We start from the raw sequence: 22,321 nt of genomic DNA, 5'->3' as shown, positions 1-22,321 counted from the left end.
CACAAGTGGCAGGGTCCGACGCAACAAACCCGAACCTGGAACGCCCTGACGTGACCCTGATCCTGGCCAGCCGCCCCAACGTCTATTCCTCCTCCCCGCTCGACCGCATCGCCACGCGCCGGGAAGATCCGGATTGGATCGCCGCGAAGCTGGCCGACCCCGAGACGTTGTTCGTCCCCGTGTGGCGCACCCGAAACCTCGTCCGCACCACCGACGATGGCACGCCGGAGGCCGTCTACCTGTCCGGCGCCACCGCCCATGCGCTGCGCATGGAACAGGACGGCCCCTGGGCCTTCCTGGGCATCCTGGAAGCCCGTGCCGTGTTTGCCATCGACATTTCCGCGACGGACGATCCCGTGCCGCTACTGCCGGAGACGCTGGGCACCTTTGTCGACCTTCGATCCGTCGGCTGGGGCGTTCCCCGTCCGGAGGCGTCCGTCCTGGCGCATGCCCGCGGGCTGATGCACTGGCGCCAGCGCAGCAAGTTCTGCAGCCTGTGCGGCAACCCGTGCGAGGTCAAAAGCTCCGGCCACATGCTGCTCTGCACGGTCTGCAACACGCAGCATTTCCCCCGTACCGACCCCGCTGTGATCATGCTCGTCCACCGCGGCGACAAGGCCCTGCTCGGGCATTCCACCCGCTTCCCCAGGGCCACCATGTACTCGACGCTGGCCGGGTTCGTGGAACCGGGGGAAACCTTGGAAGAGGCGGTCCGCCGCGAAGTCCTGGAAGAATCCGGCATCCAGGTCGGCGACGTCCACTACCACTCCAGCCAGCCCTGGCCGTTCCCCGGCAACATCATGCTCGGTTTCTACGCCGAGGGGCTGACGGAAGAGATCACCATCGACCCCGAGGAACTGAAAGACGCCCGCTGGTTCAGCCGCGACCAGATGCGCAACTGCGACCAGCATGGCTTCGCCCTGCCACGTGTCGACAGCATCGCCCGCCGCCTGATCGAAGATTGGCTGGCGCACGGCTGATGCCCGACCTCGCCACCATCGGTTATGAGGGCACCACGATCGACGCGGTGGTGGCGACGCTGCGGGATGCCAAGATCGCGCTGCTGGTCGATGTCCGGGCGGTACCGCAGTCGCGGAAGCCTGGTTTCTCCAAACGGCAGCTTGCGGCCGCGCTGGACGAAGTGGGCATCGCCTATGTCCATCTTCAAGCCCTCGGGACCCCCAAGCCCGGGCGGGATGCCGTCCGAGCCGGGCATCCTGAACGGATGGAGGTCATCTTCCGCGAGCACATGACGTCCGACCGGTCGCAGGCCGAGCTGGTCCAGGCCAAGCAGCTCGTGCGGGAACGTCCCGCCTGCCTGCTGTGCTTCGAGCGGGACCACACGACCTGCCATCGGAGCCTGGTCGCCGAGATGATCGTCGCCGAAACCGGCCAGCCTGTCGTGCACTTGGCCACGCCCTGACGATTTGTCGGGCTGGTCGCCATCCGCTAACCTTTCGTCAAACAAAGGGAGGTTCGCATGGATCAAGTGTCGATCGGCGGCGGGCAGACCCTTACCCGGGTGCCGTTCAGCGATTACCAGGACCCTGCCCTGCTGGACCAGGAACAGCGGTTGTTGTTCGAGGGGCCGGTATGGAACTATCTCTGCCTCGAAACCGATATTCCTAACGCCGGGGATTGGCGCACCACGTTCATCGGCCGCATGCCGGTCGTTGTCGTACGCACCGAAGCGGGCGGCATCGCGGCGTTCGAGAACCGCTGCCTGCATCGCGGTTCGCTGATCTGCCTGGATAACGCGGGGCACGCCAAGGATTTCACCTGCGTCTATCACGCCTGGCGCTATGACCTGAGCGGCAACCTGAAATCGATCGCCTTCAGCCGGGGCGTCAACGGCAAGGGCGGCATGCCCGAAAGTTTCAACCCGGACGATCATGCGACGCGGAAGCCTCGGATCGAGACGATCGCCGGGCTCGTGTTCGGCACGTTCTCCGATGCCACGCCTGACATCGAAACGTTCATCGGTCCCGAGGTGTCCGCCGCCCTGCACCGCATCGCCAGCCGCGAGTTGAAGGTAATCGGACGCTTTACCGAAGTGCTGCCGAACAACTGGAAGCTGTACGCCGAGAACGTTCGCGATTCCTACCATGCCAGCCTGTTGCATGTGTTTTTTGCTACGTTCCGGATCAACCGGCTCAGCCAGGGTGGCGGCATCGATGTCAGCGACAACGGCGGTTGCGCGGTGTCCACCACTCACGCACCGACGCAGGAAACCGATACTGCCTATGACGGCATCCGCTCCGTCGATGACGGGCTGCATCTGTCCGACCCAAGCATGCTGGACGCGGAAAATGAGCACGGCGACACCGTCCGCCAGCAGATTCTGTCGGTGTTCCCCGGCTTCGCGATGCAGCGCACCTACAACGTGATGGCGATCCGGCAGTTCGTGCCGACCGGCGTGGGCAGGACCAATCTGAACTGGATCTATCTCGGATATGCCGACGATACGCCACGATTGCGGCGACGGCGGCTGAAACAACTCAACCTGGCCGGGCCGGCCGGTTTCGTTTCGATGGAAGATGGTTGCATCGGAAATTTTGTTGAGCGTGGCGCGGTGGCGGCCCGGAACGGCGTTTCACTGCTGGAAATGGGCGGAAACGGGGTGGAAAGCCAGGAAACTCGGGCGACGGAAACGGCGATCCGGGGGTTTTGGAAAATGTGGCGCCGGATCATGGGCCAATGAACGGCGATCTGTTGTTTCGGATTACGGCTTTAAATGCCGACTATGCGGCTGCGATCGACGATGACCGGCTGGAGGATTGGCCTGGTTTCTTCGTGGACGATTGCCTCTACAAAATCACCTCCGCCGACAATATCCGGGATGGCAACGAAGCCGGTATCGTCTATGCCGACAGCCGGTCCATGTTGACCGATCGGATTCTGGCTTTGCGCCGGGCCAACATCTATGAACGGCAGACCTACCGGCACATCATCGGCACTCCGCGCCTGACCGGCCCGGATTCGGTGGAGACGCCGTTCCTGGTGGTGCGAACAATGCGGGATGGACGGATGGATTTGTTTGTCGCGGGGCGGTACCAGGACCGGTTGCAGGACGATGCGGGCAGGCTTCGTTTCGTGGAGCGCATCGTGATCTGCGATTCGTCGCATTTCGATACGCTGGTGGCTATCCCGCTTTAGCAACGCAGGTGGCCGGCGCGGCATCGCCTCGCCGACAAGGGCATCGACGGCCAATTCTGTTGCTAGAGCGTTTTCACCCTGACTGTGCAGGGTGAAAACGCTCTAGCTCTTTGTTTGATCGCATGATTCACGCGCTCTGGACGTCCCGCCCAGCGCGATCATGCTCTAGAAACGAAGGGTTATCACACGGTCTTCTTCAGTTCCACGTGCAGACCCAGGCCGCAGTGGTCGGTGATCGTGACCGCGCTGGATGACTGAGAGACGTAGGCGGTCCCTTTCTTCAGTTCCACCACGTCAGAGCGATAGACGGCGATATCGTACATCTTGGTGCCGGTGGCGTTGGTGCCCTTCTCCGTCACGTTCCAGTTGTCGATCTTCTCAACGCTGCTGTTATTGCTGGCGTTCACGTAAGCGGTGGTGTTGAAGGCGATGTTGAGGCAAGCGGTGGTGAAGTTGAAGCTGGGCTGGTTCGTGTCACCGAGCACGACGTGGATGACGGCCCCGTGGGAATTCACATAGCTGGCGATATCGAAATAGAACTGCTCGACGGCACTCTTGCTGGTGGCGATCTTGTTCGGGACATGCACGAAGCAGACGATAAGGTCGCCGACCATGTAGAGGACAAAGCCTTCTCCGGATTTGATGAAGAGCAGCTTCGAGGCGACGGTGGACTGGCTGACGGCCGTGAAAGACTGGCACGCCATCTTCGCGGGGTGCGGCGTAAGGGCGACTTTGGGGTCGGTGACAACGCTGGAGAAGTCCGAATTGGACGAGTCCATCTCGCCGCAGACCATGATGTCGGGCATTGCACCGAACACGCGGTAGAAGTTCTGCCACAGCAGCGCGATCTGGGTGCCGAAGACCGAGACCGGCTGCTTGTCGGAGAGGACCTCGATCGGCTTGAGCTGCGCGGGCCCCTCGATAGGCGTTGAGATGTCCATTGTGTCGGAAGGCGGCACAAGGGCCTGGTGGCCGTGGGAGGTGGCGTGTTTGTTCGCCTCCTTAGTGAAACGCTGCAGCGCGAGCGCGCTGAGGCCGTGGTTCTTGCTGGAGTTAGCGTTGAACGACTGGTAGGCAATGACTGGCATCTACATGCCCCCATGCTTGCGTGAAACGAACCTTAGCATGAACGAACCTCAGCGTGCAGGTATCTGCTGATAATTTCAAACGCTCACGCATTGAGCGATCTCGGAAAGCAGTCTCGCTTTCGGCACTGTGCTTCAAATAAAGAAACGGCCCCGAAGTCACCCCCGGGGCCGTTTCCTCAACCAAGATCGAACCGTTTTACCTCAGCCACCCCGCCAGCACCGCCAGCATCAGCAGCGCCACGATGTTGGTGATCTTGATCATCGGGTTCACCGCTGGGCCGGCGGTGTCCTTGTACGGGTCACCCACGGTATCGCCGGTCACTGCCGCCTTGTGCGCGTCGGAGCCTTTGCCGCCGTGATTCCCCTCCTCGATATACTTCTTCGCGTTATCCCACGCGCCACCGCCCGAGGTCATCGAAATCGCCACGAACAGGCCTGTCACGATCGTCCCCAGCAGCATCGCCCCCAGCGAGGCGAACGCCGCAGAACGCCCGGCGATGACATCGATCACGAACCACAGCACGATCGGCGCCCCGATCGGCAGCAGTGACGGCACCAGCATCTCCTTGATCGCCGCCTTGGTCAGCATGTCGACCGCCTTGCCGTATTCCGGCTTGGCGGTGCCCTCCATGATGCCCGGAATCTCCCGGAACTGGCGCCGCACTTCCACCACGACCGATCCGGCCGCACGACCCACCGCCGTCATGCCCATCGCACCGAACAGGTACGGCAGCATGCCGCCGATAAACAACCCGATCACCACGAACGGGTTCTGCAACGCGAAATCCACGTGCAGCGACGGAAAGTAATGCGTCAAATCCTGGGTGTAAGCAGCAAACAGCACCAGCGATGCCAGCCCCGCCGACCCGATCGCGTACCCCTTGGTCACCGCCTTGGTGGTATTGCCGACGGCGTCCAGGGCGTCGGTGGTGACACGGACTTCCGGAGGCAGGTCGGCCATCTCGGCGATGCCGCCGGCGTTGTCGGTGACCGGACCATAAGCGTCCAAGGCCACGATCATGCCGGCCAGCGACAGCATCGTCGTCGCCGCCACCGCGATGCCGAACAGGCCGGCCACCATGTAGGTGAAGATGATGCCGATGCTGATCACGATCACCGGCAGCGCCGTCGCCTCCATGGAGATCGCCAGCCCCTGGATCACGTTGGTGCCGTGACCGGTCGTGGAGCTTTGCGCGATCGACTTGACCGGGCGGTATTCGGTGGAGGTGTAATACTCGGTGATCACCACGATCAGCCCGGTGACGACCAGCCCGGCGATGGCGCAGACGAACAGGTCCCAGCCGGTCACCGATGCGCCGCCAACCATGTCCAGCGGCGTCGAGAAGCCGCAGGTAACCATGATGATGACCGCGATGCCGACAACGGACAGCCCGCCAGTCACCAGCAGCCCCTTGTACAGCGCCCACATGATCCCGTTATCGGCGCCCAGCTTGACGAAATAGGTGCCGACGACGGAGGTCAGGATGCAGATCGCGCAAATACCGAGCGGCAGCATCAGCATCGCGTCGCGAACCGCGCCGGTGAAGAAGATCCCCGCCAGCAGCATGGTGGCCACGATGGTCACCGCATAGGTTTCGAACAAGTCCGCCGCCATGCCGGCGCAGTCGCCGACGTTGTCGCCCACGTTGTCGGCGATCACGGCGGGGTTGCGGGGGTCATCCTCGGGGATGCCGGCTTCGACCTTGCCCACCAGGTCGGCGCCGACGTCGGCACCCTTGGTGAAGATACCGCCGCCCAGGCGGGCGAAGATGGAGATCAGCGAGCCGCCGAAGCCCAGCGCGACCATCGCCTCCAGCACCTTGCGAAGCTGGTCGTCACTCATCGGGCCGGTCACGCTGCCGCGCAGCACGAAATAATAGCCGGCGACGCCCAGCAGACCCAGCCCGACCACCAGCATGCCGGTGATCGCACCCGCCTTGAACGCGACATCCAACCCGGCCGCCAGCCCAGCGCGCGACGCCTGCGCGGTGCGTACGTTGGCCCGCACCGAGACATTCATGCCGATGAATCCGGCGGCGGCCGACAGTATCGCACCGATCGCGAAGCCGATCGCCGTGTGGATCCCCAGGACCAGGCCGAGGAAAATCAGGATGACCACGCCGACCATCCCGATCGTGGTGTATTGCCGGTTCAGGTAGGCTCGGGCGCCCTCCTGAACGGCAGCCGAGATTTCCTGCATGCGGGCCGTTCCGGCATCCGCGGCAAGGACTTGCCGGCTGGTGATGAAACCATAGACCAAGGCCGCCAGGCCGCAGGCTATGATCAGCAGTTGCGCCGCACTCATTGGGGTTGTCCCCTCCTCGATTGTTTCGTTCTGGCGCAACCGCCGAATCCGGACACAGGCGGCGCCGTGGCCGCGGCGTATGCCAGAACCACACGCATCCGGCAAATCCGTGATTAACTTCTGTTTATTATGATGGGCTATGATTGGCTGCGCCCGTTGCCTGGACGCCACGGTCGCCTCGATCCGCGGCAATCGCGCCAAACAGGCGCGCATCGCAGTTACACGCGCCGTTCCGTCCCGGCGGATGACCAGCGCGGGCATCCGCCCACGGCCTGAGCGTCCGGCAAACGCCGGACCTTTCAATCCGCCATGTCAGGCCGCCGTCACGCGGCAGGCACCGCGGCGACCGTGGCGGGAAACCGGTGGTTCAGCCCAGGGCCGAAACCACCTCCTGCTCCGTCGGGAAACGCCCAACCGCCTTCTTGGAGAAGGCAAGCCGCGCATCGATGGTGATTTCGAAAACACCGCCACCGCTTTTGCGCAGCGTCACCTTGGCGGCCGGGTTGGTCTTCAGGATCAGGGTCCGCGCCGCAATCGCCCGCGGCTCATAGCCTCACATGCCGCAGTATTCGATCTCGATTTGCATCTTTTGTACGTTCCTCCACCAGATTGGTGCCTAGACAGCTTGGCAGCGACCGGCAGTGTAGGCAAGAAAGACACGATCGCAGGATTCCAGTCCATGACCGAACACCGTATCGTTCCCGTTATCCTCTCCGGCGGCTCCGGCACACGGCTGTGGCCGGTGTCGCGCGAAAGCTTCCCCAAGCAGCTTTGGCCGCTGGTATCGGACCGGACGATGATGCAGGAAACCGTGCTGCGTGCCGTGGACCCGGGTTTTGCGCCGCCGATCGTGGTCTGCAATCAGGAGCACCGGTTCCTGATCGCTGAACAGTTACGCGAAGCCGGCATCGCCGACGCTCGCATCGTGCTGGAACCGGTCGGCCGCAACAGCGCCCCAGCCATTGCAGCCGCCGCCGTGCTGGTGGCCAAGGACGATCCCGACACCGTGCTGTGGATGATGGCGGCGGACGCCTCCATCGCCGACAACGCCGCCCTGCAAACCGCGCTTCAGGCCGCCGCCAAGGCCGCCCGGGCCGGCCGGATCGTGACCTTCGGCATGAAACCCACCGCACCGGAAACCGGCTATGGGTATATCGAGATCGGCGATCCGCTGCCCGATACCGATGGTGTCCATGCCGTGGCACGCTTCCTGGAAAAGCCCGATGCCGCGACGGCGGAACGCTTCGTCGCCGACGGCCGCCATCTGTGGAACTCCGGCATGTTCGTCTTTACCGCCCGCACCTTGCTGGAGGAACTGGAACGCCACGCCCCCGCCGTGCTGCCCGCGGTGCGCCAAGCAGTCGCCGATCGCAAGGCCGACCTCGACTTCATCCGCCTTGGCGTCGAGGCGTTCACCGCATGCCCGTCGATCAGCATCGACTATGCCGTCGCCGAACGGACGTCACGAGCGGCCGTGGTGCCGGCTGATTTGGGGTGGTCCGATGTCGGAAGCTGGAGCGCTCTGTGGGACCTCGGCATCAAGGACGCCGACGGCAATGTCGCCCTCGGCGACGTGGTGCTGGAAAGCGCCGAGAACTGCTACGTCCGTAGCGACGGCATGCTCGCCGCCGTGGTCGGCCTGAAGGATGCGGTCGTCGTGGTGACCGAGGACGCCGTCCTGGCGATGCATCGCAACCAGGCTCAGGACGTGAAAAAGATCGTGGAGCGCCTGAAGGCGGCCGGGCGTTCGGAAGCGGTGGCGCATAACCGCAGCTATCGCCCCTGGGGCTATTACGAGAGCCTGATCCAGGGCGACCGCTTCCAGGTGAAGCGCATCGTCGTCACCCCGGGCCGGCAATTGTCGCTGCAAAGCCACTTCCACCGCGCCGAACACTGGGTCGTGGTGAACGGCACCGCCAAGGTCACCCGTGACGCTGAAACCCTGATCGTCCGCGAAAATGAGAGCGTCTACCTGCCGCTGGGTTGCGTCCACCGGCTGGAAAATCCCGGCCGCATCCCGCTGACGCTGATCGAGGTCCAATCGGGCGCCTATTTGGGCGAGGACGATATCGTCCGCCTGGAAGACACCTACGGCCGGGCCTGAAAAGGCAACCAGCGGCGCCGGCGTTTTGTGACCGGTATTCAGGCGCGTTCCGAGCCACTTGGCGCGGCACGTGTTGGAAGCGGTGGCACTCGCACGCCGGGCAGGACCAGGGACGGGAGTTAGACGTTCCCGGGCACCACCGAGACGTTTAATACCGAATCCGCAAGGAAATTGTAACCTTATTAGGCACACTATCCGCATCCCGCCGGATGGATATCATGACTCAAAATCATACTATTGTACTGAAATATGATTTAACTCGTTATATCATACAGTTTTGTATATCAGGACCGCTAAAAAACTCTCTCCGATGGACATGGAATTTCTCGAAAACATGATAGCGTCGCGCTCAGGCGCTGACCCGTCACCAGCCCCACGAAACGCCCAGGCATCAGCATGAGTGATAACAGGATGGCAAGAAACGCCCCCAACACGTCCAAGGCGACAAAGCCGACCACATCGACGCCGGCCGGATCTGTCGGCACGGCCGCGCAGGCTGCCTCGCTGCAGGCCAGTGCAACGGTCATCGCCTTCACCGTCAGCGACACCGCGGCCAATATCGGCGCCGCGTTCGACGCGTTGAACGCCGACACCAAATTGACCGGCATCACCGTGACCAACGGCCTGCCGATCCCGCTGAGCTACACGCAATACATCACCGACACGACCGCCCTCGCCCTGCTGCCGGCGGGCACGACCTTTACGCTCAGCGCCGTCCCCGAAGCCGATACCGCCGCGATCCAGGCCGCCACCGCTGTCATGTCGTTCTCGGTCACCGATACGACAGCCAACGTGCTGGCCGGCCTGGCTACCCTGGCCACCGCCGCGAAATTGTCCGGCATCACGCTGTCCGGTGCGACCTCGTTGCCGGTCACGTACGCCCAGTATCAGAGTTACGCATCCACGCTCGACAAACTCACCGCCGGCGACACGATGACAGTGTCGGCCGCCACGGCGGCGGCCGCCGGAAAATTGCAGGCCGATGGACATGTCGCCGCGTTCACCGTCACCGATACGGCGGCGGACATCACCGCCGGCCTGACCGCGCTTGGCACCGCCACCAAGCTGACCGGCATCACCGTCAGCGGCGGCACCACGGTGCAGGTGACCTACCCCCAATACACCTCCTACGCGAAAACCCTGGCCCTGATCGCCGACCCCGCGACCCTTGTGGTATCCGTCGTCCCGGTCGCCAACGCCCCCACGATCCAGGCCGCGGCCAAGGTCAGCGCGTTCTCCATCAGCGATACCTCGACCAATATCGCCGCCGGCCTCGCCACGTTCGGCACCCAGACCAAACTGTCCGCCATCGCGGTGAGCAACGGCACCGCGCTGTCGATCACCTATACGCAATACGCCGATTACAAGGCGGCGTTGGGGCTGCTGGTGGCGGCCACATCGCTGACGATCACCGGCGCGACGATCAGCGACGCCGCAACGCTGCAGAGCACCGCCAAGGTCACTGCCTTCACCGTCACCGACACCACGGCCAACGTGCTCGCCAACCTCGCCACCCTGGCGGCCGACACCAAATTGTCGGCGATCGCGCTGAGCGGGGCCACCACGCTGGCCGTCACCGACACCCAGTATCTCGCCAACACCGCGACATTGGACAAGCTGGCCGCCGGCGACACGCTGACGGTCTCGGCCGCCACCGTGGCCGGTGCCGCTTCGTTGCAGGCCGACACCCATGTCGGATCATTCGCTATCGCCGATACGGCGGCGAATGTCGGCAACGCCATTGCGAGCCTCGGCCACGATACCAAGCTGTCGTCGATCGCCCTGACCGGGGGCACGTCGATTACCGTCACCTATGCCGCGTATACCGCCGATGCCGCCGCATTGGCCACGCTGGCAGCCGGCGACACGATGACCGTCACCGGCGTGACCGCCGCTGCCGCGGCGACCGTCGCCGCCAACAGCCACGTCAAGACCCTGACCGTCAGCGACACGCTGGCCGATATCGGCACCTCGATCGGTTCGCTGGAAACCCTTGCCGCCAGCGGCCAGTTGACCGGGATCGTGGTCACCGATTCCGGCCAGAACCTGTCGCTGACCGCGGCGCAGTACACCGCCGACCAGGCCGCGATCAAACTGATGACCGGCAGCTTCACCGTCACCCATCCGGTGATCAACCTGATCTGGGATGCCAGCGTTGCCAACGCCCCCGCCGGCTTCGTCGCTGCGGTGGAAGACGCCGCAGCCTATTTCGACGCCCTGATCACCAATCCGATCACCGTCAACATCGACGTCGGTTACGGCGAGTACGATGGCAAGGCGTTGCCCGCCGGCGTGCTGGGCGACACGCAGATACTGAACAGCGACTACATCACCACCGCGCAGTTCAAGACCGACCTGTCCAAACTCCCCGGCACATCAACCGTTCAATCAGCCCTGGCCAGCCTGTCTTCGCCGGGCGAACCCACGTCGGTGTGGGTGGAAGGCGGGGACGCCAAGGCGGTCGGCGCGACGGCGGCCTACGGCACCGAGACCGATGCCGCCATCGGGTTCGCGCTGGATCCTACCGGACGGATGTTCAACTACAGCCCGACCGGCCCCGCCGTTCTGGGTGAGGTCGATTTCATCGGCGTCGCCGAAGCCGAAATCGGCCACGCCCTGGGCCGTGTCTCCACGCTGGGTATCTCGACGTCCCTGGATCTGTATCGCTATTCGTCACCCGGCACGATCGGCGTGCCCGGCGCGTCGCCCACCTACTTCTCTGTTAACGGGGGCACCACGAACCTCGACAATTTCGCGACGTCACTGGACTACGGCGACTGGGCCGCCAGCGCCGGCGACGACGCGGTGGCCGCGGTCATACCCACCGGCACGGAGAACCTGTTCACCGCGACCGACGTCACCGAACTGAATGCGCTGGGTTACGGGATCGCCGCCAACGCACCATCGAGCGCCGGGGTCATCCCCGCCAGCGTCGCCAGCGGCTTGAACGCCACCAGCCTGACTTTCATCGGATCGCCGCTGGTCGTGACCATGGGCAGCGGGACCACGACCGCCTCCGCCGCCATCCCGCCGGCCGCCGGCATCGAGGAAATCGCCGGCTTCACCTACGGCACCGACAAACTGACTCTTAGTCTGAGCGACCTGTCGGGCTCGCTGGAGGCTTTCAACACCACCGTCAACGGCGTGCATGCCATCGCCCTGGCCGGCAGCAACGATCTGACCAACGGCATCGTTCTGGTGGGCATGCCAACCGCCGATACGGCCGCCAACCTGCTGTCCGGCCATCTGACCCTCTCGGGTAGCACCGCGACGATCACGTAGGGGGTGGAGGAGGGCCGGGCTCTGCCCGGACCCGCAAAGGGGCACGGCCCCTTTGATCCCGATTATTTAGGGCTCGCCGGGGAATAAGCGAATTGTCCGGCGAACGCCGCCGGCCTCTCATCGATAGGGGTCGGGAAGTTTCCTCCCCGCCCTCCGAACCGTGCGTGCGGTTTTCCCGCACACGGCTCTCCAGTCGCTGGTTTCCTCATCGGGGGTGTCTCGCGTCTTCACAGGCTGTAACCAGGGTGAACAGCCCCTGACCCGCGAAGAAGGCATTGGTCCACTGCATGTGGTCCGCTTTGCTGCGCCCCATCGACGGTCGCCGATCCTGCTTGCGCAGGACAGCGCGTAGCCGCCGCCGAACGAAGCCATCGAGTATTCGGAACACGTATGGTCTGGCGTGTTTGAAGTAGCCAAACCACCCCCGCATCAGCGGGTTGAGATCCGCAACGATCCGCCCCAGGCTATCCCCCCGGCTGCGACCCGTCTTCGCCCTCACCTTGTCCTTGAACGCCATCAGGCTCCTGTCGCGCACGAACCGCTGACCCGCCTCGAACCGGTAGCCAAGGAACTCGAACCCCTGGCCCGGTTGCAGGCAGTCGCCGATCCGTGTCTTGTCGGGATGAAGGGTCAGGCCATTGGCATGCACCCACGCCGTTACCTGACGCAGTGCCGCCGCCGCCTCAGCTTCCGATGCACACAGGATCACAAAGTCATCGGCATAGCGCACCATCCGCCAGCCGCCCTGCTCCATGAGTCGATCGAGCGGGTGCAGATACAGATTGGCCAGCAGTGGCGACAGCACCGCCCCTTGGGGCGTCCCTGTCGTCGGCTGCCAGTGCGCCATCTCCGACATGATCTCCTGCTGCAGGAAGCCATCGATCAGTGCCAGAACCCGGCTATCGCTGATCGAACCCTCCACCAACACCATCAGCCTGTCGTGTGGGATCGTGTCGAAGTAGCTTTTCAGGTCGGCGTCCACCACGTGGGTGTAACCTTCCTTCAGCAGCCGATCGACTTCCCGCAGCGCGTCCTTGCAGCCTCGTCCCGGCCGGAAGCCGAAGCTGCCGGGCCGGAACTGAACTTCAAAGATTGGCTCGATGACCATCTTCAATGCGGTTTGCACAATCCGGTCCTTCACCGTCGGTATCCCCAGAGGCCGGGTCTTGCCATCCCCTTTGGGTATCTCCACCCGTTTGACCGGGTTCGGCCGATAGCCGCCGTCCACCAGGCTGGCCTGGAGTTCGGCTAAGTACCGTTCCGATTGGTGGAAGAACCTCTCGATACTCTGGCCGTCCACGCCCGCCGCCCCTTTGTTCCGCGCGACACGCTGCCACGCGATGTCCAGGGTCGCCGGTCGGATGACCTTATCGATCAGGCTGAACCATTTGCCCCCTCTGACGCCGTTACCCAGCGCCGACACCATGCGGTCCGTCCATATGGATGCTTCCGCCCACCACAAGCCGTGGGACTCCCCACAGGTGGCATCTCTCCCTTGCTTAGCCTTGACGGCACTTCCGGGATTCTCTTGCTCCATACCGAACTTCTCACATCCAGCTTCCTGCCTCCCTTCCCTCGGAACGGTTTTGCTACCCGCCCCTTTCCACCGCTCGCAGCGGCCTCGGTACTATGAAGGCTCTGACTCCCGACGGTCTCACCCAGACCGCCAGGTCTCTCCGCTTACGCCGCTCTGCCGTCCCGACATTCCGTCCTCAACCACGTGATCCGCCCGACGGTCGCTTTGAGTATCAGTCGCTTCAGCGCCATCGGTTGTTCCAGGCTTCGCCATACATGAGCAGGCTCGCCACGAGATCCCGCCGAAACAGGTTCGTCATCCTACGGACTATCAGTTCACCTCCGGTTGCTCTCCACCCCGCCTCGCGGCGACGCAGTTACCTTTGATTTCTGGGATTGCGACCATCCCAGGCACGGACTCGCACCGTGCTGACAAAGCGCCCTCACGGACGCACTCATGCCGACGAAGGTCGGCATCCACGCCTTTCACCTGAAAAAACAAAGGCATGGATGGCGGTCTTTCACCCGCCATGACGGTTGCACAATGGATGCCCCTACTCAGCAGCCTGCCGCACAGGCGTCTGCCCCAACAAAGCCCTGGCCTCTTTCGCGACATGGGTGCCGTCAAAGAAGTTTGGATTCTGCGTGCCCCACAAACGCACCGAATTCCCGAACACGAAGTCACGGAAATTATCGTTCGTAATGAAACCGTCTTCGACCAGTTCATACGCCTCCGGCAGCGGGTCCCGCATGTCGATGACATCGAAATGCCCGACATCGGAACTGTAGATCGCATTCAGTTTGGCACCGAACGGATTCGTCTTGCCGAAAGCAATCGCGTTCATGCGATCATCGGCCTCACAGCCGAAGTAAAACGGGGTGCTGAACAGATCCACCCAGTCTTCCTTGCGCGTGAACTTGCACCGGGAGAAGTCATCCAGGTCGTCCAACCCCCCGGTCCCATGCACCTCAGGATCGGGCGTGCCCCCGCGCGTCTTCAGCGCTGACAGCATGTCCTCATACCCGTATTTCTCCACCAGGCCCATCAGCTTCGCCCGGTCGAGCTTATCCGGCTTCATGTTCTCCAGCGCCCTGATGTTGCGACGCTCCCAATGCTCGATCAGATCACCGAACAGTTGAGACGCCCAGCCCACGCCCCCTTCAAGGAACGCCCAGCGCAATTCCGGGAACCGCCGGGTGATGCCGCCCAGGAAAACGCCTTTGCAAGCGGCGTGACCGGCATCGGCAAAGTGACCGATATGGTTGTAAACGAAATTGGTTGGCGAGTTCCGCAGCGCCTGGTTGCTGCCGGTGCTGTGGAATGTCGGCGCGATCTTCAGTTTCCGGCATGTTGCCCAGACGGGATCGTAATCGTAAGGACTGTCGATGCCGAAGACCTCATACCAGACGGCAAACCGGTCGGCCTCGGGGTCCTGCTTAACCGAGTCCACCTGCCGCGGGAAGGCGCTGCCGAACATCGCGGCCTTTGTGCCAAGCTGGCTGGTCGCGAATTCCAATTCCGCGATCGCTTCCTCCGGATGGTGCATCGGAATGATGGCCGCCGGAGTCATCCGGTCCGAGAGTTTTGCGAAATAATCAGCAGAAACAACGTTGTAAGCATGAATGACCGCCCGACGCGTCGCGTCATCCTTAATTCGCGGCAGCCGCAGACCGGCGGTCGGGTAAATGACCGCAAAATCAGTGCCAAACTCATCCATCCGGTCATAAAACAACCGCGGCATCATCGCCGTTGCTCTGTCCAGCGTGTTACCGGTCTGCCGCGTCCAAAACCCCGGCATCGCGACCCGGCGCCGCTGACGCTCCGCCACCGGCATATCAAGCGCGGTCTTCGTGGCGTTCATTGCTGCAAGAAAACCATCCGCTGCGAGGTCCCCACCGACCTTTCGCATTTGTTCCGCGAAGACGGGATCGTATTCAACCCAGTGGCCATCACCGTCAATCACCGGATGACCTAGGCTCGCACGAATCTGTGCGGGCGTCTGTTGCGCGTGACCAGTCATTGCAGCCTCCCTCCGTTTTACTGTGATCTTGATGTCCAGTAGACTTCACGAAGCGCAGCACCAACCGCCACCCGTGTCAACGCCGCCGTCATTCACGTCCAAGATGGCAAAGGCCAGTTGACGGTTCGGCCCAGCAGCGGGACAGTTCCGACGCCTTAATCAAGACAAGGGAGAAATCGAAATGAAAGTCGTCACGTTAAAGGACATCCCCGTACTTCCCGCACCTGGTGCGGCCGAACCCACGGACGGATATTCCGGCCCCGTGCATCGCACCCGCCAGACCATCATCGAGCCGGGGCAGTCCGAAAACTTCAATTGCAGTATCGTGAATTTTAGCGAGGGCTGCAACACCGGCTGGCACGTTCACGATTGCGACCAGATCCTGATCGTCACCTCTGGCAGCGGCTGGGTCGCAACGGAAACCGAACGACAAGAGATCAAGGTCGGTGACGTCGCCCACGTCAAAGCGGGAGAACGCCACTGGCACGGCGCCAAAGCCAATACCACGATGGGCCACATCACCATCACCCTGGCGAGTGGCAAGGCCGTCTGGGGCTAAACCCAACGAGCGCCTACCGCAACCCCGCGACAAACGCCGGCAGCCCGGTCAGCCGCCGGCTCGCGCTTCTTGCGCCATGCAGCACCGAACGCACCACCTCGGTCGCCACCGCCAGGTCTTCGTTCACCACCACGTGGTCGAATTCCACCCAATGGCGGATTTCCTCAGTCGCCACCCGCATCCGCCGATCGATCTCCGCGCCATGATCCCCCGCTCGGCCTACCAGCCGGGACCGTAGCGCCGCCAAATCCGGAGGCAGAACGAACACGCTCACAACATCCGCCGGCAATTTCGCCCGCAACTGCTGATGCCCCTGCCAGTCGATGTCGAACACCACGTCACGCCCCGCGGCCAACGCTGTCTCCACCGGCGCCCGCGGCGTTCCATAAGCATGCGTGCCCTGTAAAACGCGAGCCCATTCCAGCAGCGAATCGTCACGCAAAGCCTGCTGAAATCCGTCCTCGGTCAGAAAATGATAATGAACACCATCGACTTCCTGCGGCCGCCGCTCCCGCGTGGTCACGCTGATCGACCGTTCCAGCAGCGGTTCGCTCGCCAGCAGCGCATCCGCGATCGCCGTCTTGCCGGCCCCCGACGGTGCCGACAGAACCAGGCAGACCCCGCGGCGTGCGATTTCGATCATTCGATGTTCTGCACCTGCTCGCGCAACTGCTCGATCGCGGCCTTCAGCTTCAGCCCGGTCGAGGTCAGCGCCGGCGTCGCCGACTTGCTGCACAGGGTGTTCGCCTCGCGATTGAATTCCTGGATCAGGAAATCCAGCTTGCGTCCGATATTCACCGCTTCGCCCATTAGGTCGTGCGCCGCGGCGATGTGGCTGGTCAGCCGGTCCAACTCCTCCCGCACATCCGACCGGCTGGCCAGGATGGCGACTTCCTGAGCCACTCGTTCCTCCGGCAGATTCGGAGTCTCCCGCAACAGCGTCTGCAAATTCTCCAACATCCGGGCTCGCTGCGCCGCCGGCTGTCCCGCGGCTTGTTCGGCGGCGGTCGCACACAACGACGCAATCTCCGCCAACTGCCGGTTCAGCACCGCCGCCAGCCGATCACCTTCCGCCTGCCGGGACGTCACCAGGTCGGCCAGCGCGGCCACAAACCCCGCCTGCACATCCACGGCGGCCGCCGCCTTTTCCTCCTGCTGATCCGCCTGCGCCTGCCGCAGCACGCCGGGCAGCGACAACAGCGCCTCGGCTGACGGCGGCGGACTGCCGGGAATCCGTCGATGCAGGTCGGTGGCAATCGTCAGCACCTGCTCCAGTGCCGTCGGGTCCAACTCCAGCCGAGTCTCCGACTGCCGCTTGATCGTCAGGTTGGCGCTGACATTGCCGCGCTTCAGCGCCTTGCCGGCCAGGTCCCGCCACCCGGCTTCCAGGCTGTCCCACCCGTTCGGCAGCCGAAACCGCAGTTCCAGCGTGCGGCCGTTAACGCTGCGCAACTCCCACGCCCAGGCGATGGTATCGACGCTGCCCTCAGTGCGGGCAAATCCGGTCATGGAGGCAATGGCGCTCATGCCGGCGCTTCTAACAGCGGTCGCGCCGGTTGCGAAGCCGCCACACCCTACACCGACCGCTTCCGCGACTCGGGCCGCCCCTGCTACGTCAGGCTAATGCCCGACCTGACCATGGAACTGGCCGCCGGAGGGCGCGTCGCCGGGGTGGACGAAGCTGGCCGAGGTCCCCTCGCCGGCCCCGTTGTTGCGGCCGCCGTCATCCTGCCCGCCGACACCGCGTCCGGCCTGGCGGCGCTGCTGGACGATTCCAAGAAACTGACCGCTGAACAGCGCCTGGCCGCGTTCCTCGCCCTGCGTGCCTCCACCGCCGAAATCGGCATCGGCGCCGCGTCCGTCACCGAGATCCTGAAGCTGAACATCCTGCACGCATCCATGCTGGCGATGCGCCGAGCCGTGTCCCGCCTGCGGATCGCACCCGACCTGGCGCTGGTGGACGGCAACTATCCCCCCAAACTCGGCTGCCCGATCCGCTGCGTGGTGGGCGGCGACGCGCTGTGCCTATCGATCGCCGCCGCGTCGATCGTCGCCAAGGTCGTCCGCGACACCGCGATGACCCGCCTGGCCGCCCGCTTCCCCGGCTACGGCTGGCACGCCAACGCCGGCTACGCCACCGCCCTGCACCGCGACGCCCTGCGCCGCCTGGGCGCGACCCACCACCACCGAGCGGCCTTCGGCACCGTGGCGCAACTGCGGCTGGAACTGACGATTGCGGATTGACCCGGCTTCGGCGCGCCCGTCACGATACGGCAAGGACATTGATAAGGTTGGAATCAGGTCTTGGACCGCATGCTCGAGTTGCCCTTAGACCAGATTTTACGCGGCGACTGCGTGCCGTTGATGCGGATGCTGCCGTCCGCCTCGATCGACTGCGTGTTCGCCGATCCGCCGTACAACCTGCAACTGCGGGGCGAACTGCGGCGCCCCGACGACAGCCTTGTGGACGGCGTGGATGACGACTGGGACAAATTCTCCGACTTCGCGTCCTATGACGCCTTCACCCGCGACTGGTTGGCCGAGTGCCACCGCCTGCTGCGCAAGGACGGCACGCTGTGGGTGATCGGCGCCTACCACAACATCTTCCGGATTGGCGCGATCCTGCAGGATCTGGGGTTTTGGATCCTGAACGACGTGATCTGGCGCAAATCCAACCCCATGCCGAACTTCCGCGGCCGCCGCTTCACCAACGCGCATGAGACGCTGATCTGGGCGGCGCGCGGTCGGGACTCGCGCTATCGCTTCAACTATCAGGCGATGAAGTCGCTGAACGACGACATCCAGATGCGCAGCGACTGGTTCATCCCGCTGTGTACCGGTCAGGAACGCTTGCAGAATGAGCACGGGCTGAAACTGCACCCCACCCAAAAACCCGAGGCGCTGCTGCATCGCGTGCTGCTGGCCAGCACCAACCAGGACGACATCGTTCTGGACCCGTTCACCGGCACCGGCACCACGCCGGTGGTGGCCAAACGCCTGCGCCGGCATTGGATCGGCATCGAACGCCACCCCGCCTATGTCGAAGCCGCGATGGTCCGTTTGTTGCGGACCAAGGCGACCTCGGTCGAGGGCGCCACGTCGCAGCCCACCAAGCGCGACATCCCGCGCATCCCCTTCGGCAGCCTGGTGGAGCAAGGCCTGATCGCGCCCGGCACCACCGTGTTCGACCGCCAACGCCGAGTCAGCGCGATGGTCGGGCCGGACGGATCGCTGAGTGCCGGCGACATCCGCGGGTCCATCCACAAGGTCGGGGCGCTGTTGCAGAACGCCCCGAGCTGCAATGGCTGGACGTTCTGGCACTTCGAACGGAATGGGGATCTGGTGCCGCTGGACGTGCTGCGCACTGCGCAGCCGGTGGGGTGAGGGGTGGGCAGGCAAGACGCGTGATTGCCTATGAACACAATTTGGATTTCTCTTTCATATGACCGATTTCTGGAACGACATACCGACGATAGACGAACTGAAGAGTGAAGACGATGTAAAGCTTCGTGTCGTCATTCCGCTACTACTTGCCCTCGGCTATGAGCGTAGAGATATACGGTCCGAGTATCCGGTTACCTTCCGGGAAGGTCGGCGAGGACGTAGGCCAGCAGCGGACTTCGTTTGTTTCTCTGGGTCATCGCAAGATCGCGATACATCGCTGCTCGTCGTGGAGGCAAAAGCGCCGGGCAAGGTACTCAAAAACGGTAAGGCACAAGGAGAATCCTATGCCAACAACGTGAGTGCGCCTCTTCTTCTGTTGACGAACGGGGAACATCTCGAAGTTTGGCAGTTGCAGGCGACGAGGGAAAGTGAGCGCGTCCTGGCGATTTCAGTGGCATCAATGGCGGCCGAGCGCGGAAAGGTTGAGCGGCTTCTCGGTAAAGCGGCAATCTCTGATTACTGCAAGCAGTTTAATATCAAAACGATACTGGAAACATCGGGGGATTATAGTAGGTATGAAACAGCCGAACTCCAACGTTCAGCGATGTACGAATTCTCAATTAGTCGGACATTGCGACGCAAGGCGGATGCGGAGCAACCACTAAGCATCAAGATGGACCGTCTACTTGTTGAGTATCAAGCTGGTGCTGTCGTCCTTGCGCCCTCAGGATATGGCAAAACTACATTGTCTCGTTGCCTTTTTCGTCAGGCAATCGAGGGGCGCCGGAGAGGGAACCCCCAGCGCCTGCCGATTGATGTTCCGTTGCCTGACCTCGAGCAAACACAGGTATCTATTCTAGAGTTTATACATCAAAGGATATCACCGCACTGTCCGGGAGTGACGCCGGCATTCCTCGCAACGACGTTGAAGGATGTCGGTGCAACAATTTTTTGTGATGGATTCGATCGAACGACAGCGTCGTTCCGGACGAAGATAGTCACGGAATTCACGAACCTGATTCGTGACTATCAACTTGTGCAGCTATTTGTTTTTTCGCGGTCCGCCCCAAAGTGGGAAATTTCCCCACCATTGTTAGATTTGGAACCACTCTCTGACGTACAAATTCGCGAATTTGAACGGCTCGTACTGAACGGTAACCCGTCTTTTTCCATCACCAATATGATGTCAACCTCTTTGCGTACGCTTTGTACAAATCCCCTTCTATTGAGGTTAACGCTAGAATATTGGAAACGAGAGAGGGATTTTCCGAAGAAGATTGAGGTACTATTCCGGTCGTGGCTTGAGAAGCTTCTTGAGACCGAACCGCATGACTACGTTGCGACGGTGCAGCGTGAGAAGGCGTTAACGCTAATTTCCCAGGCAACCAATGATTCCCCTATAGAGGCCTTTAAGGCGATCGCTGCATTGAAGAGGTTCGATATTCCCTCGACAACCCTCGATGAACTGATTGGTTGCGATGCGATTCGTGCTAGCGGTCCATCTCTTGAAATCCAACACGAAGCACTTGCCGACTACCTACGTGCCAAGGCGGTGTCGGCAATGGAAGAAGATGTGTTCCTTTCTTACCTGCCAAACCTATCGATGCCGGACGACTCGTTTTTCCCGGTCTTGCTCATGGCGCAGCTTCGCACTTATCGACTCCAGTCCGCTTTATGGCGGCGTCTATCCAAATCGAACTTGAGCATATATTTCGATGCCTTGCGTTATCGGTTTGACGTCTCGAACGAGTTGGAGCGTTCAAGTGCTGATGAGTTGTCTGAAAAATACCTGCAGGAGTTGATCGGAGGAATTGAAGAGCCGCTCATCGGTTTTTTTCCACAGCTGCGAGAAGCCGTCGTTGACAACATTACTCGCAGCGAGAAAAAGATGCTGGCCATTACCGGCCGGGCCAAGACCCATCCTGGCATTCTCAGTTATAAGATTCACGGACGAGATCCCGGAGAGCCTCGTGTCAACGTTGCTGCACCGACTTTTCCGGGCATCCTACGGGCCGTAGATCTCAATTTGGCGCGTTACCGGATTGACAGTGCGCGGCTTTTAGGAATGACCTTTCTTAAGGAGGCGGTATTCGACAGTGTAAAAAATCTACAACTTAAGGGCGGCTCTCTCTGGGCTGCCGAACGCCTAATTGGACGAGTGCGCTATCTGGCAAGGAAATTTGCCGCGGATGTGGGTGTTCATGAAAATTTCGACAGACTTGAAGCATTTCTTAAACCACAGATCGGGGTATGGGTAGAAGACGGCCCATTTTTCGGGAGTGAGCGGTTTTCAATACAGTCGCTTCTCGATGATATTGCTGCGTTGCGTGCGGCCGATCAAATCGCACTAGACCCGTGGTGGCTGCGTGTCGGCTGGGACGAGGGTGTGATGATACAGGATGAAGAGGTCATCCGACGCGTGTTGGATGAAGAATATCGGCGTGTGCAAATGATATATGCGGAGATAGTCCGGACGACCTTCCCGGGCTTACTCGACCGGATAGGTTTTTTCACCGCACTGCCGATTCGCTGGAAGCTGACCGTTGTAAAAAGTGACCAAACTAAAAACCGTTATGCCGTTGTTTTTCGTTGGCTCCCGGTCGAATCTTGGGATGAAGCTGGCGCGGACGTCATTTTCTCAGATGACTATGAACCTTTTCCAGGTCCGGATGAGACGCGTAATGCGTTGGCAAAGCTAAATCGACCGAATTCGATCATCCGTCGCAACGGAGGCTTCACGCCACTCTCCTCCTATAACGGTTACCAATGGGACGGCGGGTATTTCGACGGCGGGACGCCCGTTACGCACCAGGTTCGTAGCTTGCTTATGGCTGAACTTCGAGACATATTTGATTCCCTGCCGGGTGGCGACGGAGCATTTTAGACTGTCTGATCGTGGGTCGTTGC

At 62.1% G+C, this 22,321-nt stretch carries 16 protein-coding genes and 1 pseudogene; 10 read left to right on the top strand and 7 right to left on the bottom strand.

Features of this window, described 5'->3' with window-relative positions:
* The first annotated feature begins 50 nt into the window (after positions 1 to 50).
* The 4 genes from nudC to GSQ89_RS20970 are packed head-to-tail and all read left to right on the top strand — an operon-like array spanning position 51 to position 3,156.
* Complete coding sequence (nudC, locus tag GSQ89_RS20985; protein WP_158928847.1) at positions 51 to 980, top strand: NAD(+) diphosphatase; 930 nt, start codon at positions 51 to 53, stop codon at positions 978 to 980.
* On the top strand, positions 980 to 1,423 hold the full coding sequence (locus tag GSQ89_RS20980) for a DUF488 family protein (protein ID WP_158928845.1): 444 nt from the start codon (positions 980 to 982) through the stop codon (positions 1,421 to 1,423). The genes nudC and GSQ89_RS20980 overlap by 1 nt, the downstream gene beginning before the upstream one ends.
* A 57-nt stretch (positions 1,424 to 1,480) precedes the next feature.
* Complete coding sequence (locus tag GSQ89_RS20975) at positions 1,481 to 2,701, top strand: Rieske 2Fe-2S domain-containing protein (protein ID WP_158928843.1); 1,221 nt, start codon at positions 1,481 to 1,483, stop codon at positions 2,699 to 2,701.
* Positions 2,698 to 3,156: a nuclear transport factor 2 family protein gene (locus tag GSQ89_RS20970; RefSeq protein ID WP_158928841.1), complete on the top strand. Its 459-nt coding sequence runs from the start codon at positions 2,698 to 2,700 to the stop codon at positions 3,154 to 3,156. The genes GSQ89_RS20975 and GSQ89_RS20970 overlap by 4 nt, the downstream gene beginning before the upstream one ends.
* Before the next feature lie 182 nt (positions 3,157 to 3,338).
* Here GSQ89_RS20970 and GSQ89_RS20965 read toward each other — a convergent pair whose 3' ends face one another.
* The 3 genes and pseudogenes from GSQ89_RS20965 to GSQ89_RS20955 all read right to left on the bottom strand — a co-directional run.
* Positions 3,339 to 4,244 carry a hypothetical protein gene (locus GSQ89_RS20965; protein ID WP_158928839.1) on the bottom strand — a complete coding sequence of 302 codons (906 nt, stop codon included), beginning with the start codon at positions 4,242 to 4,244 and terminating at the stop codon, positions 3,339 to 3,341.
* Between the two features lie 196 nt (positions 4,245 to 4,440).
* Complete coding sequence (locus tag GSQ89_RS20960) at positions 4,441 to 6,549, bottom strand: sodium-translocating pyrophosphatase (protein ID WP_158928837.1); 2,109 nt, start codon at positions 6,547 to 6,549, stop codon at positions 4,441 to 4,443.
* A gap of 367 nt (positions 6,550 to 6,916) precedes the next feature.
* Positions 6,917 to 7,090 (bottom strand): annotated as a pseudogene (locus GSQ89_RS20955) (Rdx family protein); the annotation flags it as partial.
* A 138-nt stretch (positions 7,091 to 7,228) separates the two neighbouring features.
* Between GSQ89_RS20955 and GSQ89_RS20950 the strand changes: the two are divergent.
* Positions 7,229 to 8,653: a mannose-1-phosphate guanylyltransferase/mannose-6-phosphate isomerase gene (locus GSQ89_RS20950; protein ID WP_158928834.1), complete on the top strand. Its 1,425-nt coding sequence runs from the start codon at positions 7,229 to 7,231 to the stop codon at positions 8,651 to 8,653.
* Between the two features lie 411 nt (positions 8,654 to 9,064).
* Positions 9,065 to 11,935, top strand: a complete 2,871-nt coding sequence (locus GSQ89_RS20945) for an NF038122 family metalloprotease (protein ID WP_158928832.1) — start codon at positions 9,065 to 9,067, stop codon at positions 11,933 to 11,935.
* Between the two features lie 205 nt (positions 11,936 to 12,140).
* Here GSQ89_RS20945 and ltrA read toward each other — a convergent pair whose 3' ends face one another.
* Both ltrA and GSQ89_RS20935 read right to left on the bottom strand, forming a co-directional pair.
* Complete coding sequence (gene ltrA / locus GSQ89_RS20940; RefSeq protein WP_216856304.1) at positions 12,141 to 13,361, bottom strand: group II intron reverse transcriptase/maturase; 1,221 nt, start codon at positions 13,359 to 13,361, stop codon at positions 12,141 to 12,143.
* Between the two features lie 643 nt (positions 13,362 to 14,004).
* On the bottom strand, positions 14,005 to 15,312 hold the full coding sequence (locus GSQ89_RS20935) for an amidohydrolase family protein (protein ID WP_158928827.1): 1,308 nt from the start codon (positions 15,310 to 15,312) through the stop codon (positions 14,005 to 14,007).
* A 340-nt stretch (positions 15,313 to 15,652) separates the two neighbouring features.
* Here GSQ89_RS20935 and GSQ89_RS20930 point away from each other — a divergent pair, with 340 nt between their 5' ends.
* Positions 15,653 to 16,030, top strand: coding sequence for a cupin domain-containing protein (locus GSQ89_RS20930; RefSeq protein ID WP_158928825.1), 378 nt, complete (start codon positions 15,653 to 15,655; stop codon positions 16,028 to 16,030).
* Between the two features lie 13 nt (positions 16,031 to 16,043).
* Here the strand turns inward: GSQ89_RS20930 and gmk are convergent, their stop codons facing one another.
* Together gmk and GSQ89_RS20920 are read right to left on the bottom strand one after the other, a co-directional pair.
* Positions 16,044 to 16,673 (bottom strand): guanylate kinase, encoded by a 630-nt coding sequence (gmk, locus tag GSQ89_RS20925; RefSeq protein ID WP_158928823.1) that lies wholly within the window; start codon positions 16,671 to 16,673, stop codon positions 16,044 to 16,046.
* Positions 16,670 to 17,557, bottom strand: a complete 888-nt coding sequence (locus tag GSQ89_RS20920) for a YicC/YloC family endoribonuclease (protein ID WP_254073300.1) — start codon at positions 17,555 to 17,557, stop codon at positions 16,670 to 16,672. The genes gmk and GSQ89_RS20920 overlap by 4 nt, the downstream gene beginning before the upstream one ends.
* A gap of 96 nt (positions 17,558 to 17,653) precedes the next feature.
* Between GSQ89_RS20920 and GSQ89_RS20915 the strand changes: the two genes are divergently transcribed.
* The 3 genes from GSQ89_RS20915 to GSQ89_RS20905 all read left to right on the top strand — a co-directional run bounded on the left by GSQ89_RS20915 (position 17,654) and on the right by GSQ89_RS20905 (position 22,298).
* Positions 17,654 to 18,274, top strand: coding sequence for a ribonuclease HII (locus GSQ89_RS20915; RefSeq protein ID WP_158928821.1), 621 nt, complete (start codon positions 17,654 to 17,656; stop codon positions 18,272 to 18,274).
* A gap of 69 nt (positions 18,275 to 18,343) precedes the next feature.
* Positions 18,344 to 19,414, top strand: a complete 1,071-nt coding sequence (locus GSQ89_RS20910) for a site-specific DNA-methyltransferase (protein WP_158929315.1) — start codon at positions 18,344 to 18,346, stop codon at positions 19,412 to 19,414.
* 58 nt (positions 19,415 to 19,472) lie between these two features.
* Positions 19,473 to 22,298 carry a type I restriction enzyme HsdR N-terminal domain-containing protein gene (locus GSQ89_RS20905; RefSeq protein ID WP_158928819.1) on the top strand — a complete coding sequence of 942 codons (2,826 nt, stop codon included), beginning with the start codon at positions 19,473 to 19,475 and terminating at the stop codon, positions 22,296 to 22,298.
* Positions 22,299 to 22,321: the final 23 nt, after the last annotated feature.

It is taken from the genome of Acidisphaera sp. S103 (assembly GCF_009765975.1).
Classification (GTDB): domain Bacteria; phylum Pseudomonadota; class Alphaproteobacteria; order Acetobacterales; family Acetobacteraceae; genus Rhodopila.
The sequence above is the reverse complement of the archived record's forward strand: the minus strand, read 5'-3'. Positions and strand labels throughout refer to the sequence as shown.